Raw genomic sequence first — 16,935 nt, 5'->3', positions numbered from 1 at the left:
GTCGGTTAATTGTACAAGATCAATTCAACTGTACATATTTGTCGCATCTATGGTTTTGAGAGAAATCTCAGCATTAAAAGATCCCTCAGCGTCAATCTGTTGTATGGATTTCCCGCGTTAGCCTTTATACTTCCTGCCAGTATTCGTTGTGCTGCCCGTCACTATGGCGCAACATCCTGTTTACAAACACTACTGAGCAGCTCTGCCACGCGATGACCCAAAAAAAATTCTCCCTGATCCCCGGTAGCATCACCCGGTTCTTCATCTTGATGGTTATCGTCTTGCTCGCGACGATGGGCGTGATGATCCAAAGTTCGGTTAATACGTGGCTAAAAGACCGGAGTTACCAGGTGGTTGATATCAGCCACGCGTTACACAAACGCATCGATACCTGGCGTTACGCCACCTGGCAGATTTACGACAACATTGCCGCCACCAGCTCAAGTACCTCAAGCGATGGTCTGCAGGAGACGCGGCTGAAGCAGGACGTCTACTATCTGGAAAAGCCGCGACGTAAGACCGAAGCGCTGATCTTCGGCTCTCATGACAGCTCGACGCTTGAGATGACGCAGAAAATTTCCAACTACCTCGATATTTTATGGGGCGCGGAAACCATTCCCTGGTCGATGTATTACCTGAATGGGTTGGATAACAGCCTGATTCTGGTCTCTACCCTGCCGCTGAAAGATCTGTCTTCGAGTTTTAAAGAATCGACGATTAGCAGCGTGGTGGAATCCCGCCGCGCCGAAATGCTCCTGCAGGCAAATACGCTGGACGAACGGGAAACCTTTTCTTCGCTGCGTCATCTGACCTGGCAAAATGGCCATTACTTCACGCTGCGTACCACCTTTAACCAGCCGGGTCATCTGGCAACGGTTGTCGCCTTCGATTTACCGATTAACGACCTCATCCCCCCGAGCATGTCGCTGGACAGCTTCCGTCTCGAGCCAGATCCGGCGCAAAATGGCGCTACCAGCTCAGACAAAGAAGCCGTTGATAACGTTAGCGTCAGCTTTAATGGCCTGCGTATTGAGATAACCACCGCCATCAATACCACCGGCATGCGGCTGGTGTGGGTCGTGCCGTTCAGCACTTTGCTAATGGAATCCTTACAGAATATTTTACTGCCGCTGCTGCTCACCATTGGCCTGCTGGCGTTAACCCTGTTTGGCTTTGCCACTTTCCGCAACTATAGCGGCCGCCGTACCCCCGGCAGCGTAAGCACGGCCCCCGCCGCGGCCAACAGCGAGCTGCGCGCTCAGCGCGCAATTAATGAAGAGATCGTCTCTTTGCTACCATTGGGTCTGTTGGTCCACGATCAGGAAGCCAACCGCACCATTATTAGTAACCCGATTGCCGATCATCTGCTGCCGCACCTCAACCTGCAGAACATCACCAATCTGGCCGATCAGCATCAAGGGGTGATTCAGGCGACGATCAATAATGAACTTTATGAAATCCGCCAGTACCGCAGCCAGGTGGCTCCTCGCACGCAGATCCTGATTATTCGCGACCAGGATAGAGAAGTGATGGTGAACAAAAAACTCAAACAGGCCCAGCGTCTGTATGAGAAAAATCAGCAGGGGCGCATCGCCTTTATGCAGAATATTGGCGCCGCGCTGAAAGACCCGGCGCAGGCTCTGGCGCAGGAGGCGGCGGCCGTTGGGATTCATGAAAGCCGCAAACTGGCGCAGCACGCTGATGAACTGGTTCATCTTGTCGATGAGATTCAGTTGGCGAACTTACTGGAAAGCGATACCTGGAAAACCACCCCCGGTTTGTTCTCCATTCAGGGCTTAATAGATGAAGTGGTTCCTGAAGTCCTGCCGATGGTGAAACGCAAAGGACTTCAGCTGTTAATCAATAATGCGCTGCCGGCCAATGAGCAGCGCTACGGCGACCGCGACGCGCTGCGCCGCACGCTATTACTTCTGATTCAATACGCGATCACCACCACCCCCATCGGTAAAATTACTCTTGAGGTGAGCAAAGATGAATCTGCCGACGATCGTCTGACCTTCCGTATCCTCGATACCGGCAATGGCGTGAGCGGCAATGAAATCGATAATATGCACTTCCCGTTCCTTAATGAGACGCAAGCCGACCAGTACGGCAAAGCCAACGCCCTCACCTTCTGGCTGTGCGACCGGTTAACTCGCAAGCTTGGCGGACAGCTTAATATTAAGGCGCGGGAATCGCTCGGCACCCGCTACTCGCTACACCTTAAAATGGCGGCAAGTGAGGAAGAGAGCGACTCAGGCGAACATCTGCTGGACGATGTGGTCGTGATGATTGACATTACCGCCAATGAAGTGCGCCGCATCGTGACGCGTCAGTTAGAGAGCTGGGGCGCAAGCTGTATCACCCCGGACGAAAGGCTCACAAGTCAAGAGTATGATCTCTTTTTAACGGATAATCCGTCTAATCTTACTGCTTCAGGCTTGCTTTTAAGCGATGATGAGGTTGGGATACGCAAAATTGGCCCAGGTCAGTTGAGCGTCAATTTTAATATCAGCACTGCAATGCAGGAAGCTATCCTGCAGCTGATTGAGCAGCAGCTGGCGCAAGAAGAGGTTCAGCCCTCCTCAACAGGAAATGAGGGGAATGCGGAACTCCATGCCAGCGGCTATTACGCGCTGTTTGCCGACACGGTACCGGATGATGTTCAGAGATTGTATACTGAATTCACCACCAGCGATTTCGCTGCGCTGGCGCAGACCGCTCACCGCCTTAAAGGCGCGTTTGCTATGCTTAATTTGATACCCGGCAAGCAGTTATGTGAAGCGCTTGAGCATCTGATTCATGAACGAGATACTCAAGGTATAGAAAAATACATCAGCGACATTGACGGTTACGTCAAGAGCTTGCTGTAGCAAGGTAGCCTAATACATGAACAATATGAACGTAATTATTGCCGATGACCATCCGATCGTACTGTTCGGCATTCGCAAATCACTTGAGCAGATCGAGTGGGTGAATGTTGTTGGCGAATTTGAAGATTCCACAGCCCTGATTAACAACCTTCCTAAGCTTGACGCGCACGTTCTGATTACCGACTTGTCGATGCCTGGCGACAAATATGGCGATGGGATCACCCTGATCAAATACATCAAACGCCATTTCCCGGAGCTGTCGATCATTGTCCTGACGATGAACAACAATCCGGCGATCCTGAGCGCAGTACTGGATCTCGACATTGAAGGGATCGTGCTGAAACAGGGCGCGCCGACCGATCTGCCGAAAGCGCTGGCCGCGCTGCAGAAAGGCAAAAAGTTTACCCCGGAAAGCGTCTCCCGCCTGCTGGAGAAAATCAGCGCCGGCGGCTATGGCGACAAACGCCTGTCGCCGAAAGAGAGTGAAGTTCTGCGTTTGTTCGCTGAAGGCTTCCTGGTCACCGAAATCGCTAAAAAGCTGAACCGCAGCATCAAGACCATCAGTAGCCAGAAGAAATCGGCCATGATGAAGCTGGGCGTTGAAAATGATATCGCGCTGCTGAACTACCTCTCTTCCGTTTCTCTCACCTCAACGGATAAAGAGTAATTCACATTTCCCGGATGGCGGCAAGCCGCCGTTTCCGGGCCATTCTGAAGCCTTATTCCCCCACCCCGGAAAGCATCGCGCTCCGGGGCGATCTCAACACGATGAAGTGCGACTTCAGCTTGTTTTTCTGGCTTTACGCACCTGCGCGGCATAGGTGGCCAGCGTGTGCTTGAGGATATCCAGCGTCACTGGTTTTGACAGACAGCTATCCATTCCCGACTCCAGACAGCGTTGTTTTTCTTCCGCCAGCGCGTTTGCCGTCACGCCAATAACCGGTAGCGTCATCTCCAGTTGACGGATTCGCTGCGTCAGACGGTAACCATCCATGTTTGGCATGTTCACGTCGCTGAGAACAATATCAATATGTTGTTTACTCAGGACGTTAAGCGCATCGACGCCATCATTGGCCGTCACGCATTGATAACCCAGTGAGCCAAGCTGATCGGCCAACAGGCGGCGGTTAATCGGGTGATCGTCGACCACCAGAATCATCATGTCGTCATTGCTGACCGTTGGCGCGTCGTGGGCCGACAGCGCCGGACCATTCTCTTCTACCGCCAGCGCCAGATGCAGCAGGCGTCCCAGCAACGGCAGAAGTTCATGCGGCGTGGTGACGCTATGCAACCACTCTCCCGGCGCGCGCTCAACGGGGATACCGATATGCCGACGGCAGAAGATCACCGCAGCGCTTCCCGGCCAACGCTCGCTGAGTTCATCATCGGTTAATAAAATATCGTCAGCGGCTGGCGTCTGGCCAGCAAATTGCCGTACCGTCAGGCCATGATATTGCAGCAACGATTCGATAAACAACGCCAGTGACGTATTATGAATCGCCAGCCAACAGGTGCTGTTGCTGTGCTGTTCGGCCAACAGCGGCGGCATCTGCTGCATGCCGTATAACGGAATGCGAATGGTGAAACGGCTCCCCATGCCGGGTTCAGTTTCCACGTCAATGTCGCCATCCATCATGCTGATGAGTTTTTCACAGATAGCCAGTCCCAGGCCGGTGCCCTGGAAATTACGCTGCACCCCGGTACCAACCTGGAAGAACGGGTCGAACAGGCGCACAACCTCTTTCGCCGGGATCCCTTCGCCGGTATCACGTACGCTAATTTGCAGATAGTCGCCGGCGCGCCGTACATGCAGCACGATACAGCCGGTATCGGTAAATTTAATGGCGTTACTCAGCAGGTTGGAAATAACCTGCTGCAGGCGCATCGGGTCGCCAATCATCGTCTGCGGGACATCCGGCTCAATGAAGCAGTACAGCCCAAGCTGCTTGCGCACCACCAGCGGTAGATAGTTCGCCGAAATATGATTCATAACCTCGCGCGGCGAAAACTCTCGCGGCTCGATTTTGAGCTGCTCAGACTCAATTTTCGAGAAGTCGAGAATATCGCTGATAATCTTCAAAAGCAGGCTGGAGGAGTTATTCATCGCCGTCACCAGGCGATCGACTCCCTTCGGCAACGCTTTGGTCTGCAGCAGGTCGAGGTTGCCAATAATGCCGTACAGCGGCGTACGCAGCTCGTGGCTGACGGTGGCGAGGAACATCGATTTCGACTGGCTGGCCTGCTCTGCCGCCTGGGCCATCTCCTGCAGCGACTCTTCCATTTTCACTCGGGCGGAAACGTCAACCAGCACGCAAATCGCGACGTTTTCATTACGATATCGCGAGTGTACAAAACTAATCTGCAGGTTGGTGTTGTTGCTGGTTAACACGTCGACGAAGTTGACCTGCTGGCCGCAAATAATCTGCGTGAGCCGCTGGCGGTCTTCGTGCGTCAGCATATTCAGATAGTTATGCGCCAGTTCGTTACTCAGTATATTGGTGCCGTCCTGCGTGCGTAGAATGCAGATTCCGACCGGCGCGGAGGCGACGATCTTACGGTTGAACTGCTCATGCTCTTCCAGCCGCTGGGCGTCGTTTTCCGCCGGAATAAATATCCGCCGTTCATACATACGCGCCAGCGCGAACAGGATCGCGCCGGTCAGGATATTCAGCACGATAGCGTTGAGGATCAGCATCCTGATACGCTCCAGCACCTGATCGACGGAAACCGAATAGACAATGCTCAGCGATGATGGCAGCAGGCTCTTTTTCAGCACCAGCTCGCGGAAACCAGAGCTGTAGCCAAACCACATCCGCTCCTGCATCCAGCGGGTTTCCGGTTTAATGCTGTTATCCGGCCCGGCAAGGGAAATGAGCTGCTGACCGTTATCGTCGAGGATCGTCACGCTCATCGGCAGGCTACCTGGAGTAAAGAAGCTCTCCATGCGGATAGTCTGCTCAACGCCGAGCATCGCCTGCAGACGGTTAGCCATATAAATAGGCGTCAGGGCGTAGAAATAACCAACGCCCGGACGCACGCCCTGGCTAATCCAGAACAGGTTATTGCCGCGCTCGTTTTGCGGCGCATCGCGATATTGTTCGATACGCTGATGCAGCACCTTCAGCGCCTGATCGCGCTCCAGCGGCATATCGCGCAGGCCGAAGTTAGCCATGCAGAGGTTGTCGCTGCCAATTAAAAAAATACGGTTCAGGTCGTAGGCGGCAGAGAAATTATCCCGCCAGTAGCGCATGAACCACGCCAGCGATTGCAGTGAGTTGCGCCAGGCGCCGCTCATTGCGCCGCAGTCGGAATCCGGATACAGCGGTTCAAAATTAGGGATTGTGATATTGCCACTATTGGCAAGTAGCGCGCTACCCTCGCTGCCGGTCGCCGCGCGGTTGCCTGCGACGTACTTCAGCTCTTTGATGACATCCGCGGTACGCTGGATGTAGCGCTGGGCCTGGTCGGCGTTAAGATTCAGTTCCTGACGAATTTCCGATTCCCGTTCATGCAGCGCATTAACGATATAAAACACGGAGACAAAAGCAATCAGCATCCATAGCAGAACCGCCAGCGCTCTGAACAGATAACGAGAAACCTTTAAGGTCGTATGAAACGAGGCAAGATATTTCAATGGGGCAATGCTCGGTCGTCAGGGGCTCAACAGAATGGGGTTAAAGTAGCGGTAAATGGGCTTTGCCGCAATGTTAATGCAAAAAGGGCCGGGATAACACCCGGCCCTTTCAGAACATTTACCTGCGACGATTACTCTTCGTCTTCGGCGATGTCGTCGTCAGCGTCGTTTTCCGGCGCGATATCATCATCGCCTTCCGCTACGCTGCCATCGATGGCATCCAGTTCTTCGTCGTCAACCGGTTCAGCCACGCGCTGCAGGCCGACAACGTTTTCATCTTCCGCGGTACGGATCAGAATCACGCCCTGAGTATTACGACCCACGATGCTCACTTCAGAAACGCGAGTACGCACCAGGGTGCCCGCATCGGTAATCATCATGATCTGGTCGCAATCATCGACCTGCACGGCGCCGACCACGGAACCGTTACGTTCGGTGACCTTAATAGAGATAACGCCCTGCGTCGCACGCGACTTGGTCGGATACTCTTCGGCCGCGGTACGCTTGCCGTAACCGTTTTGCGTCACGGTCAGGATCGCCCCTTCGCCACGAGGAATAATCAGCGACACGACGCTATCTTCGCCCGCCAGCTTGATACCGCGTACGCCAGTTGCGGTACGGCCCATCGCGCGAACGGCGTCTTCTTTAAAGCGCACCACTTTACCAGCGGCGGAGAACAGCATCACTTCGTCCTGGCCAGAAGTCAGATCGACGCCGATCAGTTCGTCGCCTTCGTTCAGATTGACGGCAATGATACCGGCAGAACGCGGGCGGCTGAACTCGGTCAATGCCGTTTTCTTCACGGTACCGCTGGCGGTCGCCATAAAGACGTTAACGCCCTCTTCGTACTCGCGAACCGGCAGGATAGCGGTGATACGCTCGTCAGCTTCCAGCGGCAGCAGGTTGACGATTGGTCGACCACGCGCGCCGCGGCTGGCTTCCGGCAACTGATACACTTTCATCCAGTACAGACGACCACGGCTGGAGAAGCAGAGGATCGTGTCATGGGTGTTGGCCACCAGCAGACGGTCGATAAAGTCTTCTTCTTTAATACGCGCTGCCGATTTACCTTTACCGCCACGACGCTGCGCTTCGTAGTCGGTTAACGGTTGATATTTCACATAGCCCTGGTGCGACAGGGTCACGACAACATCTTCCTGGTTAATCAGGTCTTCGATATTGATATCAGCGCTGTTGGCGGTGATTTCGGTACGACGCGCATCGCCAAACTGTTCTTTAACCAGCTCCAGCTCTTCGCGAATAACTTCCATCAGACGATCGGCGCTGCCCAGGATGTGCAGCAGCTCGGCAATCTGATCCAGCAGCTCTTTGTACTCGTCGAGCAGTTTTTCATGCTCCAGACCGGTCAGTTTCTGCAGACGCAGATCCAGAATCGCCTGAGCCTGCTGTTCGGTCAGATAGTACTGGCCATCACGCACGCCAAACTCTGGCTCCAGCCATTCCGGACGTGCGGCGTTATCGCCGGCGCGCTCCAGCATCGCGGAGACATTGCCCAGATCCCATGAACGCGCGATTAAACCCGCTTTTGCTTCCGCCGGCGTCGGCGCACGGCGAATCAGTTCAATGATCGGATCGATGTTAGCCAGCGCAATCGCCAGCGCTTCAAGGATATGCGCACGGTCGCGCGCCTTGCGCAGTTCGAAAATAGTACGACGAGTGACAACTTCGCGGCGGTGACGAACAAACGCCGCAATGATGTCCTTCAGGTTCATGATCTTCGGCTGACCGTGGTGCAGCGCAACCATGTTGATACCGAAGGAAACCTGCAGTTGGGTCTGGGAGTAGAGGTTGTTAAGAACCACTTCACCCACCGCGTCGCGTTTCACTTCGATAACGATACGCATACCGTCTTTGTCAGATTCGTCTCGCAGCGCGCTGATGCCTTCAACGCGTTTTTCTTTCACCAGCTCGGCGATTTTCTCAATCAGGCGCGCTTTGTTCACCTGATACGGAATTTCGTGCACGATGATGGTTTCACGGCCGGTTTTCGCGTCAGCTTCGACTTCCGCGCGCGCGCGAATGTAAACTTTACCGCGACCGGTACGATAGGCCTCTTCAATACCGCGACGGCCGTTAATGATAGCGGCGGTCGGGAAGTCCGGGCCCGGAATGTGTTCCATCAGCCCTTCAATGCTGATGTCTTCGTTGTCAACGTATGCCAGGCAGCCGTTGATGACTTCCGTCAGGTTATGCGGCGGAATGTTGGTCGCCATACCTACGGCGATACCGGAAGAACCGTTCACCAGCAGGTTAGGGATTTTTGTCGGCATGACGTCAGGGATTTTCTCCGTGCCGTCATAGTTGTCGACGAAATCAACCGTCTCTTTTTCGAGATCGGCCATCAGCTCATGAGCGATCTTCGACATACGGATTTCCGTATAACGCATCGCTGCGGCGGAGTCGCCATCGACAGAACCAAAGTTACCCTGGCCATCGACCAGCATATAACGCAAGGAGAACGGCTGCGCCATACGTACGATGGTGTCATAAACGGCGGTATCACCATGCGGGTGGTATTTACCGATTACGTCGCCAACGACACGGGCTGATTTTTTATAGGCTTTGTTCCAGTCATTGCCCAATACGTTCATGGCGTATAGTACGCGACGGTGTACCGGCTTCAGGCCATCTCGGACATCCGGCAGCGCACGGCCAACAATGACCGACATCGCATAATCCAGATACGAGCTTTTCAGCTCTTCCTCAATGTTGACCGGTGTAATTTCTCTCGCAAGGTCGCTCATCTAACCGCTATCCCTCTACTGTGTCCCGGATTCAAAGGTCGCAAATTATAACACAGCCGTCGTAATAGAGGTAAAGCAATACGGTTTATTCGTGGCAGTCTGCTGATATACTCGCAGGTCAGAACAGAAAAGGAGTAAAAGCGCCCATGAATGCCGAAAAACCGTCGGTGGCCCCCAACGTTGATCACAATGAAATCGCCAAATTTGAAGCCGTCGCCTCGCGCTGGTGGGATCTAGAAGGCGAGTTCAAACCGCTGCATCGCATCAACCCGTTGCGCCTTGGCTATATTGCCGAACGCTCCGGCGGCCTGTTCGGCAAAAAAGTGCTCGATGTCGGCTGCGGCGGCGGCATCCTCGCCGAAAGCATGGCGCGCGAAGGTGCGACGGTCACTGGTCTGGATATGGGCTTCGAGCCGCTGCAGGTCGCAAAACTGCACGCGCTGGAGAGCGGCGTTCAGGTAGAGTACGTGCAGGAGACCGTCGAAGAGCATGCGGCGAAGCACGCCCAGCAGTACGACGTCGTCACCTGTATGGAGATGCTCGAGCACGTCCCTGACCCACAGTCGGTAGTGCACGCCTGCGCGCGGCTAGTGAAGCCCGGCGGCCAGGTCTTCTTCTCGACCATTAACCGCAACGGCAAAGCGTGGCTGATGGCCGTGGTCGGCGCGGAATACGTGATGAAAATGGTGCCAAAAGGTACGCATGACGTTAAGAAATTTATCAAGCCGGCGGAGCTCATCGGCTGGATCGATCAGACTCCTCTGAAAGAGCAGCACATTACCGGCCTGCATTACAATCCGCTCACCAATACCTTCAAGCTGGCGCCGGGGGTTGATGTTAACTATATGTTGCATACAACGGCGAAAAAAGCATAACGTCATACGTTTTTATGATGATGATTGCGCGGCATCAAGCTGCGCAATTTTCCCTTCCGACGAAGAAATCAGCACTCGATCAAATTTTGATTTTTTTTTCTGTTTTATTGACTTCTTCTCCAGGCCTTATACGGCGTGGACTTAGCGATTATTACGCCTGCGCAACCTCAAATTAACGTCAAAATCAACCCTTGTACTCAAAAGAATCCTTACTAAAATAACTCACCATATAGCGTTCTTTTTATCGACAACCCCCTACATATAGTATTTATCCACAGAGTTAGTCACAACGACTGGCTGTGGATAAATGGGGGGATATTTTTTCTCACGGACAGGTAAAAACCACATGAATCAGAGTCTGCTGGTGACAAAGCGCGACGGTAGCACCGAGCGTATCAATCTCGACAAAATCCATCGCGTACTAGATTGGGCGGCAGAAGGACTGAATAACGTTTCGATTTCCCAGGTAGAGCTGCGTTCGCATATTCAGTTCTATGACGGCATTAAAACCGCCGACATCCACGAGACCATTATTAAGGCCGCAGCGGACCTGATCTCCCGCGATGCGCCGGACTACCAGTACCTGGCCGCGCGACTGGCGATTTTCCACCTGCGCAAGAAAGCGTTTGGCCAGTTTGAACCGCCGGCGCTGTACACCCATGTGGTGAACATGGTCGAAAAAGGTAAATACGATCATCATCTGCTGGAAGACTACACGGAAGAAGAGTTCCAGCAGATGGACGGTTTTATCGACCACTGGCGCGATATGAACTTCTCCTACGCGGCCGTTAAGCAGCTGGAAGGTAAATACCTGGTGCAGAACCGCGTCAGCGGCGAAATCTATGAAAGCGCCCAGTTCCTCTATATTCTGGTTGCGGCTTGCCTGTTCTCTAACTATCCGCGTGAGACCCGTCTGGACTACATCAAGCGTTTCTATGACGCGGTGTCCACCTTTAAAATTTCGCTGCCGACGCCGATCATGTCTGGCGTGCGTACCCCAACTCGTCAGTTCAGCTCCTGCGTGCTGATCGAGTGCGGCGATAGCCTGGATTCGATCAACGCCACCTCCAGCGCGATTGTGAAATACGTTTCCCAGCGCGCCGGTATCGGTATCAACGCCGGCCGCATTCGTGCGCTGGGTAGCCCGATCCGCGGCGGCGAAGCCTTCCACACCGGCTGCATCCCGTTCTATAAGCACTTCCAGACCGCGGTGAAATCCTGCTCGCAGGGCGGCGTTCGCGGCGGCGCGGCCACCCTCTTCTATCCGATGTGGCATCTGGAAGTCGAAAGCCTGCTGGTGTTGAAAAACAACCGCGGCACCGACGCCAACCGCGTTCGCCACATGGACTACGGCGTGCAGATCAACAAGCTGATGTACACCCGCCTGCTGAAGGGCGAGGACATCACCCTGTTCAGCCCGTCCGACGTTCCTGGCCTGTACGATGCGTTCTTCGCCGATCAGGACGAGTTCGAACGTCTGTACACTAAATACGAAAAAGACGACAGTATCCGCAAACAGCGTATTAAAGCCGTTGAGCTGTTCTCGCTGATGATGCAGGAACGCGCCTCTACCGGCCGTATCTATATCCAGAACGTTGACCACTGCAACACCCACAGCCCGTTCGACCCGGTTGTCGCGCCGGTGCGCCAGTCTAACCTGTGCCTGGAAATCGCCCTGCCGACCAAACCGCTGGACGATGTGAACGACGAAAATGGCGAAATCGCGCTGTGCACGCTGTCGGCATTCAACCTTGGCGCCATCGATAGCCTCGATGAGCTGGAGGATCTGGCGGTACTGGCGGTGCGCGCGCTGGATGCGTTGCTGGACTATCAGGATTACCCAATCCCGGCGGCTAAACGTGGCGCGATGGGTCGTCGTACGCTGGGTATCGGCGTTATCAACTTCGCTTACTATCTGGCGAAACATGGCAAGCGCTACTCCGACGGCAGCGCCAACAATCTGACGCACAAAACGTTCGAAGCTATTCAGTACTATCTGCTGAAGGCCTCCAACGAACTGGCTATCGAACAAGGCGCCTGCCCGTGGTTCAATGAAACCACCTACGCGCAGGGTATTCTGCCGATCGATACTTATAAGAAAGACCTGGATGCGATCGTGAGCGAATCTCTGCATTTCGACTGGGAGCAGCTGCGCGAATCCATTAAAACTCACGGCCTGCGTAACTCCACGCTCTCCGCGCTGATGCCGTCTGAGACCTCTTCGCAGATCTCCAACGCCACCAACGGCATCGAACCGCCGCGCGGCCACGTGAGCATCAAAGCGTCGAAAGATGGGATTTTGCGCCAGGTCGTTCCGGATTACGAAAATCTGCAGAACGCCTACGAACTGTTGTGGGAAATGCCGAATAACGACGGCTATCTGCAGCTGGTCGGCATCATGCAGAAGTTTATCGATCAGTCGATTTCCGCCAACACCAACTATGACCCGACGCGTTTCCCGTCCGGAAAAGTGCCGATGCAGCAGTTGCTGAAAGATCTGCTCAACGCCTATAAATTCGGCGTGAAAACGCTGTACTATCACAACACCCGTGATGGCGCGGAAGACGCCCAGGATGACCTGGCCCCGTCAATTCAGGACGACGGCTGCGAAAGCGGCGCATGTAAGATCTAAAGTATTTTTGCCGGGTGGCGCGATGCCTACCCGGCCTACGGTTTTGTAGGCCCGGCAAACGCAGTGTCGCCGGGCGATACAATCTCAACAGGACCCACTCATGGCATACACCACTTTTTCACAGACGAAAAACAATCAACTGCTTGAGCCAATGTTTTTTGGCCAGCCGGTTAACGTGGCCCGCTACGATCAGCAAAAATATGACATCTTTGAAAAGCTGATTGAAAAGCAGCTCTCCTTCTTCTGGCGCCCGGAAGAAGTCGACGTTTCGCGCGATCGCATCGACTATCAGGCGCTGCCGGAACATGAAAAGCATATTTTTATCAGCAACCTGAAATATCAGACGCTGCTTGATTCCATTCAGGGCCGTAGCCCGAACGTCGCGCTGCTGCCGCTGATTTCCATCCCCGAACTGGAAACCTGGGTAGAAACCTGGGCCTTTTCCGAGACGATCCACTCGCGCTCCTACACCCATATTATCCGCAACATCGTCAACGATCCGGCGACGGTGTTCGACGATATCGTGACCAATGAGCAGATCCAGAAACGCGCGGAAGGCATCTCTCACTATTACGATTCTTTAATCGAAATGACCAGCTACTGGCATCTGCTGGGCGAAGGCACCCACACCGTCAACGGCAAAACCGTGACCGTGAATCTGCGCGAGCTGAAAAAGAAACTGTATCTCTGCCTGATGAGCGTCAACGCGCTGGAAGCAATCCGCTTCTACGTTAGCTTCGCCTGCTCTTTCGCCTTTGCCGAACGCAAGCTGATGGAAGGCAACGCCAAAATTATTCGCCTGATCGCCCGCGATGAAGCGCTGCACCTGACCGGCACTCAGCATATGCTGAACCTACTGCGCTCCGGCAGCGACGATCCGGAAATGGCGGAAATCGCCGAAGAGTGCAAACAAGAGTGCTATGATCTGTTCGTACTGGCGGCGCAGCAGGAAAAAGAGTGGGCGGACTATCTGTTCCGCGACGGCTCGATGATCGGCCTGAACAAAGATATTCTCTGCCAGTACGTCGAGTACATCACCAATATTCGCATGCAGGCGGTGGGCCTCGATCTACCGTTCCAGACCCGCTCCAACCCGATCCCATGGATCAATACCTGGCTGGTTTCCGATAACGTTCAGGTCGCGCCGCAGGAAGTGGAGGTCAGCTCTTATCTCGTCGGCCAGATCGATTCTGAAGTCGACGCCGACGATCTGAGCAACTTCCAGCTGTAATGAAGCGGATTTTCTTGAGGATTTCTGACACTCGCCTTGAGTGTCAGGATGAACATCCTTCCCTGTTGGCCGCGCTTGAATCGCATAACATCGACGTGGAGTATCAGTGCCGCGAAGGCTATTGCGGTTCCTGCCGCACGCGTCTGGTGTCAGGCCAGGTTGACTGGCTGACCGAACCGCTGGCGTTTATCCAGCCGGGAGAGATTTTGCCCTGCTGCTGCCGGGCGAAAGGCGATATTGAGATCGAGATGTAAGTGTTGTCGATGTGTGCGGCCTGATGCCCTCACCCCGGCCCTCTCCCACAGGGAGAGGGGGAAAACATAAAAGGGCCTTACGGCCCTTTTGTTTTATTTCGCGTCCAGGAACTGCACCGCTTTATCCGGGAAATCGGTAAACAAGCCGTCGACGCCCGCCTGGTTATACAGCACGTCATAGAGCTGATTAACGTTAGTGGCGTACTCCGGCAACTGATCCGCGCGCACGGTGTACGGATGCACCTGTAGATGGCTGGCGTGCGCCTCTTTTACCATCGTCGTCAGCTTCACCGCGCCCGGCTTCGAGCCTTCCGCTACCAGCATATGGTAATCCGGGCCGATACCGTCAGCGTACTGCGCAATCTGCGCCATCGCCCCCGGCTTGAACATCCAGTCATAGTTGTAGTTCACCCATTTACCATCGGCCTGTTTCTGCTGCGTTTCATTCCAGTCGGTATAGGCGATGAGCTGCACCAGATTGAGATCCATCCCCATCTTCGGCTCCAGCTCATTCTTAATGCGTTTGAGCTCGTTGGCGTCAAAACATTGCAGATAAACCTTATCCTGCTTGCTGGTGTAGCCATATTCCTTCAGCACTTTCAGCGTGCTGGCGGCAATATCTTTGCCTTCCTGATGGTGGAACCACGGCGCTTTGATTTCCGGGTAGATACCGATATTTTTACCCGTCGAATGGTTCAGCCCCTGTACAAACTCAATCTCCTCTTCGAAGGTATGAATGCGGAAATCGGATTTGCCCATCGGGAAACGCCCGGGATAGGTTTGCACGTTTTTGCCATCTTTCGGCTCAAAACCTTCGGTGAACTTCAGCGACTTAATCTCGGCCAGGGTAAAGTCGATGGCGTAAAAACGGCCATCTTTACGCGCCCGCTGCGGGAAACGCTGCGCTACGTCAGTCACCCGATCGAGATAGTGGTCATGCAACACCACCAGCCGGTCGTCTTTGGTCATCACCAGGTCTTGCTCAAGGTAATCCGCCCCCTGAGCGTAAGCCATCGCTTTCGCCGGCAGGGTATGTTCCGGCAGATACCCGCTGGCGCCGCGGTGGGCGATGACAATTTTCTCTGCCGCGACGGCGCTGAAGCACAGCGCCGAACTGGCCAAAATCATTCCGCTCATTAGCGCGGTAAGTTTCATTTTCATCGCCGCTCCTTAGGCTTGTTTCAGTTGTTGATGATGACGACGCTCGCCAAGCATGACGATAATCAGCAGCAGTACCGCCAGTACGCTACCGCCAATCATGACCATGAAGCCGCCGTCCCAGCCGAAGAAATCGACGGTATAGCCAACAATGGCGCTCGCGGCTACGGAACCGCCGAGATAACCGAACAGACCGGTGAAGCCCGCGGCGGTGCCGGCAGCTTTTTTCGGCGCCAGTTCCAGCGCATGCAGACCGATCAGCATCACCGGGCCGTAAATCAGGAAGCCAATGACGATCATACAGGCCATATCGACCCCCGGATTACCCGGCGGGTTCAGCCAGTAAACGACGGTGGCAATCGTCACCAGGGTCATAAAGAACACGCCGGTCGCGCCGCGGTTGCCTTTAAACACTTTGTCCGACATCCAGCCGCACAACAGGGTGCCCGGAATACCCGCGTACTCATACAGGAAGTAGGCCCAGGAGGATTTATCCAGCGCGAAGTGTTTGACCTCTTTCAGGTAGGTCGGCGACCAGTCCAGAATGCCGTAGCGCAGCAGATAAACGAAGACGTTAGCGATCGCGATGTACCACAGCAGTTTGTTCGGCAGAATGTACTGCATAAAGATCTGCTTCGCCGTCAGCTCTTCTTCGTGCTTTTCGCTATAGTCATCCGGATAGTCGTTTTTATACTCTTCGATCGGCGGCAGACCGCAGGACTGCGGGGTATCGCGCATCATCGCGAAGGCAAAAATGGCCAGCAGAATCGCGCCGAAAGCCGGCATATATAGCGCCGCGTGCCAGTCGTTAAACCACGCCATCCCCAGCAGGAACAGCAGCGGCGGAATACCGCCGCCGACGTTATGCGCGCAGTTCCACACTGAGACAATCCCGCCGCGCTCTTTCTGCGACCACCAGTGCACCATGGTACGACCACACGGCGGCCAGCCCATCCCCTGGAACCATCCGCACAGGAACAGTAATACGAACATGATCATGATGCTGGAAGTCGCCCACGGCACGAAGCCCATCACCAGCATCACCAGCGCCGCCAGAATTAACCCTGCCGGCAGGAAAATGCGCGGATTCGAGCGGTCGGAGACCGATCCCATGATGAATTTCGAAAATCCGTAGGCGATGGAGATACCCGAAAGCGCGAAGCCGAGGTCGCCACGAGAGAAGCCCTGCTCAATCAGATAAGGCATCGCCAGCGCAAAGTTCTTACGAACCAGATAGTAAGCGGCATAACCGAAGAAGATGCCAATAAAGATCTGCCACCGTAATCGACGATACAACGGGTCGATTTCCGCCGCCGGCAAACGCGCTTTATGCGCTGCGGGTTTAAAAATACTTAACATATCAGCCTCCGTGGCCATTGCTGTTTCACTGACATCGACGCAAAAAATCTAATTTATTCACGTACTTCTAATTAGGTCGCGATGGTAGGCAAAGCGTAGAACTAATACTGTGAAATATCGCACATTTTGTTACAGATATATGACAAAATTTTCC

The 16,935-nt window shown here is 54.2% G+C and carries 10 protein-coding genes; 6 read left to right on the top strand and 4 right to left on the bottom strand.

Annotation, left to right across the window (positions count from 1 at the left end; translation table 11 throughout):
* Positions 1-212: 212 nt before the first annotated feature.
* Both rcsD and rcsB read left to right on the top strand, forming a co-directional pair.
* On the top strand, positions 213-2,873 hold the full coding sequence (rcsD, locus tag ABLV08_RS13855; RefSeq protein WP_348855958.1) for a phosphotransferase RcsD: 2,661 nt from the start codon (positions 213-215) through the stop codon (positions 2,871-2,873).
* 16 nt (positions 2,874-2,889) lie between these two features.
* Positions 2,890-3,540 carry a response regulator transcription factor RcsB gene (gene rcsB / locus ABLV08_RS13850; protein ID WP_015365624.1) on the top strand — a complete coding sequence of 217 codons (651 nt, stop codon included), beginning with the start codon at positions 2,890-2,892 and terminating at the stop codon, positions 3,538-3,540.
* Between the two features lie 114 nt (positions 3,541-3,654).
* Here the strand turns inward: rcsB and rcsC are convergent, their stop codons facing one another.
* Positions 3,655-6,507: a two-component system sensor histidine kinase RcsC gene (rcsC, locus tag ABLV08_RS13845; protein ID WP_045412294.1), complete on the bottom strand. Its 2,853-nt coding sequence runs from the start codon at positions 6,505-6,507 to the stop codon at positions 3,655-3,657.
* 131 nt (positions 6,508-6,638) lie between these two features.
* A complete protein-coding gene (gene gyrA, locus ABLV08_RS13840) occupies positions 6,639-9,272 on the bottom strand; it encodes a DNA topoisomerase (ATP-hydrolyzing) subunit A (protein WP_015706144.1) in 2,634 nt (877 codons plus the stop codon).
* Positions 9,273-9,418: 146 nt separating this feature from the next.
* Between gyrA and ubiG the strand changes: the two genes are divergently transcribed.
* The 4 genes from ubiG (at position 9,419) to yfaE (ending at position 14,264) form a co-directional block, all read left to right on the top strand.
* Positions 9,419-10,147 carry a bifunctional 2-polyprenyl-6-hydroxyphenol methylase/3-demethylubiquinol 3-O-methyltransferase UbiG gene (ubiG, locus tag ABLV08_RS13835; protein WP_020078258.1) on the top strand — a complete coding sequence of 243 codons (729 nt, stop codon included), beginning with the start codon at positions 9,419-9,421 and terminating at the stop codon, positions 10,145-10,147.
* A gap of 346 nt (positions 10,148-10,493) precedes the next feature.
* Complete coding sequence (gene nrdA, locus ABLV08_RS13830) at positions 10,494-12,779, top strand: class 1a ribonucleoside-diphosphate reductase subunit alpha (RefSeq protein WP_015365619.1); 2,286 nt, start codon at positions 10,494-10,496, stop codon at positions 12,777-12,779.
* A gap of 100 nt (positions 12,780-12,879) precedes the next feature.
* Positions 12,880-14,010, top strand: a complete 1,131-nt coding sequence (nrdB, locus tag ABLV08_RS13825) for a class Ia ribonucleoside-diphosphate reductase subunit beta (protein WP_015365618.1) — start codon at positions 12,880-12,882, stop codon at positions 14,008-14,010.
* On the top strand, positions 14,010-14,264 hold the full coding sequence (gene yfaE, locus ABLV08_RS13820) for a class I ribonucleotide reductase maintenance protein YfaE (protein ID WP_015365617.1): 255 nt from the start codon (positions 14,010-14,012) through the stop codon (positions 14,262-14,264). Before nrdB ends, yfaE begins: the two co-directional genes overlap by 1 nt.
* A 93-nt stretch (positions 14,265-14,357) precedes the next feature.
* On the opposite strand, the gene glpQ is transcribed toward yfaE, so the two are convergent.
* Both glpQ and glpT read right to left on the bottom strand, forming a co-directional pair.
* Positions 14,358-15,425: a glycerophosphodiester phosphodiesterase gene (glpQ, locus tag ABLV08_RS13815; RefSeq protein WP_348855957.1), complete on the bottom strand. Its 1,068-nt coding sequence runs from the start codon at positions 15,423-15,425 to the stop codon at positions 14,358-14,360.
* Positions 15,426-15,434: 9 nt separating this feature from the next.
* The gene (gene glpT, locus ABLV08_RS13810) at positions 15,435-16,781 is read right to left on the bottom strand and encodes a glycerol-3-phosphate transporter (RefSeq protein WP_047066187.1); all 1,347 of its coding nucleotides are present in this window, start codon (positions 16,779-16,781) and stop codon (positions 15,435-15,437) included.
* Between the last annotated feature and the right edge of the window lie 154 nt (positions 16,782-16,935).

The organism is Klebsiella sp. CN_Kp088, from assembly GCF_040064335.1.
Classification (GTDB): domain Bacteria; phylum Pseudomonadota; class Gammaproteobacteria; order Enterobacterales; family Enterobacteriaceae; genus Klebsiella; species Klebsiella aerogenes.
The sequence above is the reverse complement of the archived record's forward strand: the minus strand, read 5'-3'. Positions and strand labels throughout refer to the sequence as shown.

Coding starts and splice junctions, on each gene's coding strand:
- rcsD (WP_348855958.1), top strand. CDS start 213: ATGACCCAAAAAAAATTCTCCCTGATCCCCGGTAGCATCACCCGGTTC.
- rcsB (WP_015365624.1), top strand. CDS start 2,890: ATGAACAATATGAACGTAATTATTGCCGATGACCATCCGATCGTACTG.
- gyrA (WP_015706144.1), bottom strand. CDS start 9,272: ATGAGCGACCTTGCGAGAGAAATTACACCGGTCAACATTGAGGAAGAG.
- ubiG (WP_020078258.1), top strand. CDS start 9,419: ATGAATGCCGAAAAACCGTCGGTGGCCCCCAACGTTGATCACAATGAA.
- nrdA (WP_015365619.1), top strand. CDS start 10,494: ATGAATCAGAGTCTGCTGGTGACAAAGCGCGACGGTAGCACCGAGCGT.
- nrdB (WP_015365618.1), top strand. CDS start 12,880: ATGGCATACACCACTTTTTCACAGACGAAAAACAATCAACTGCTTGAG.
- yfaE (WP_015365617.1), top strand. CDS start 14,010: ATGAAGCGGATTTTCTTGAGGATTTCTGACACTCGCCTTGAGTGTCAG.
- glpQ (WP_348855957.1), bottom strand. CDS start 15,425: ATGAAAATGAAACTTACCGCGCTAATGAGCGGAATGATTTTGGCCAGT.
- glpT (WP_047066187.1), bottom strand. CDS start 16,781: ATGTTAAGTATTTTTAAACCCGCAGCGCATAAAGCGCGTTTGCCGGCG.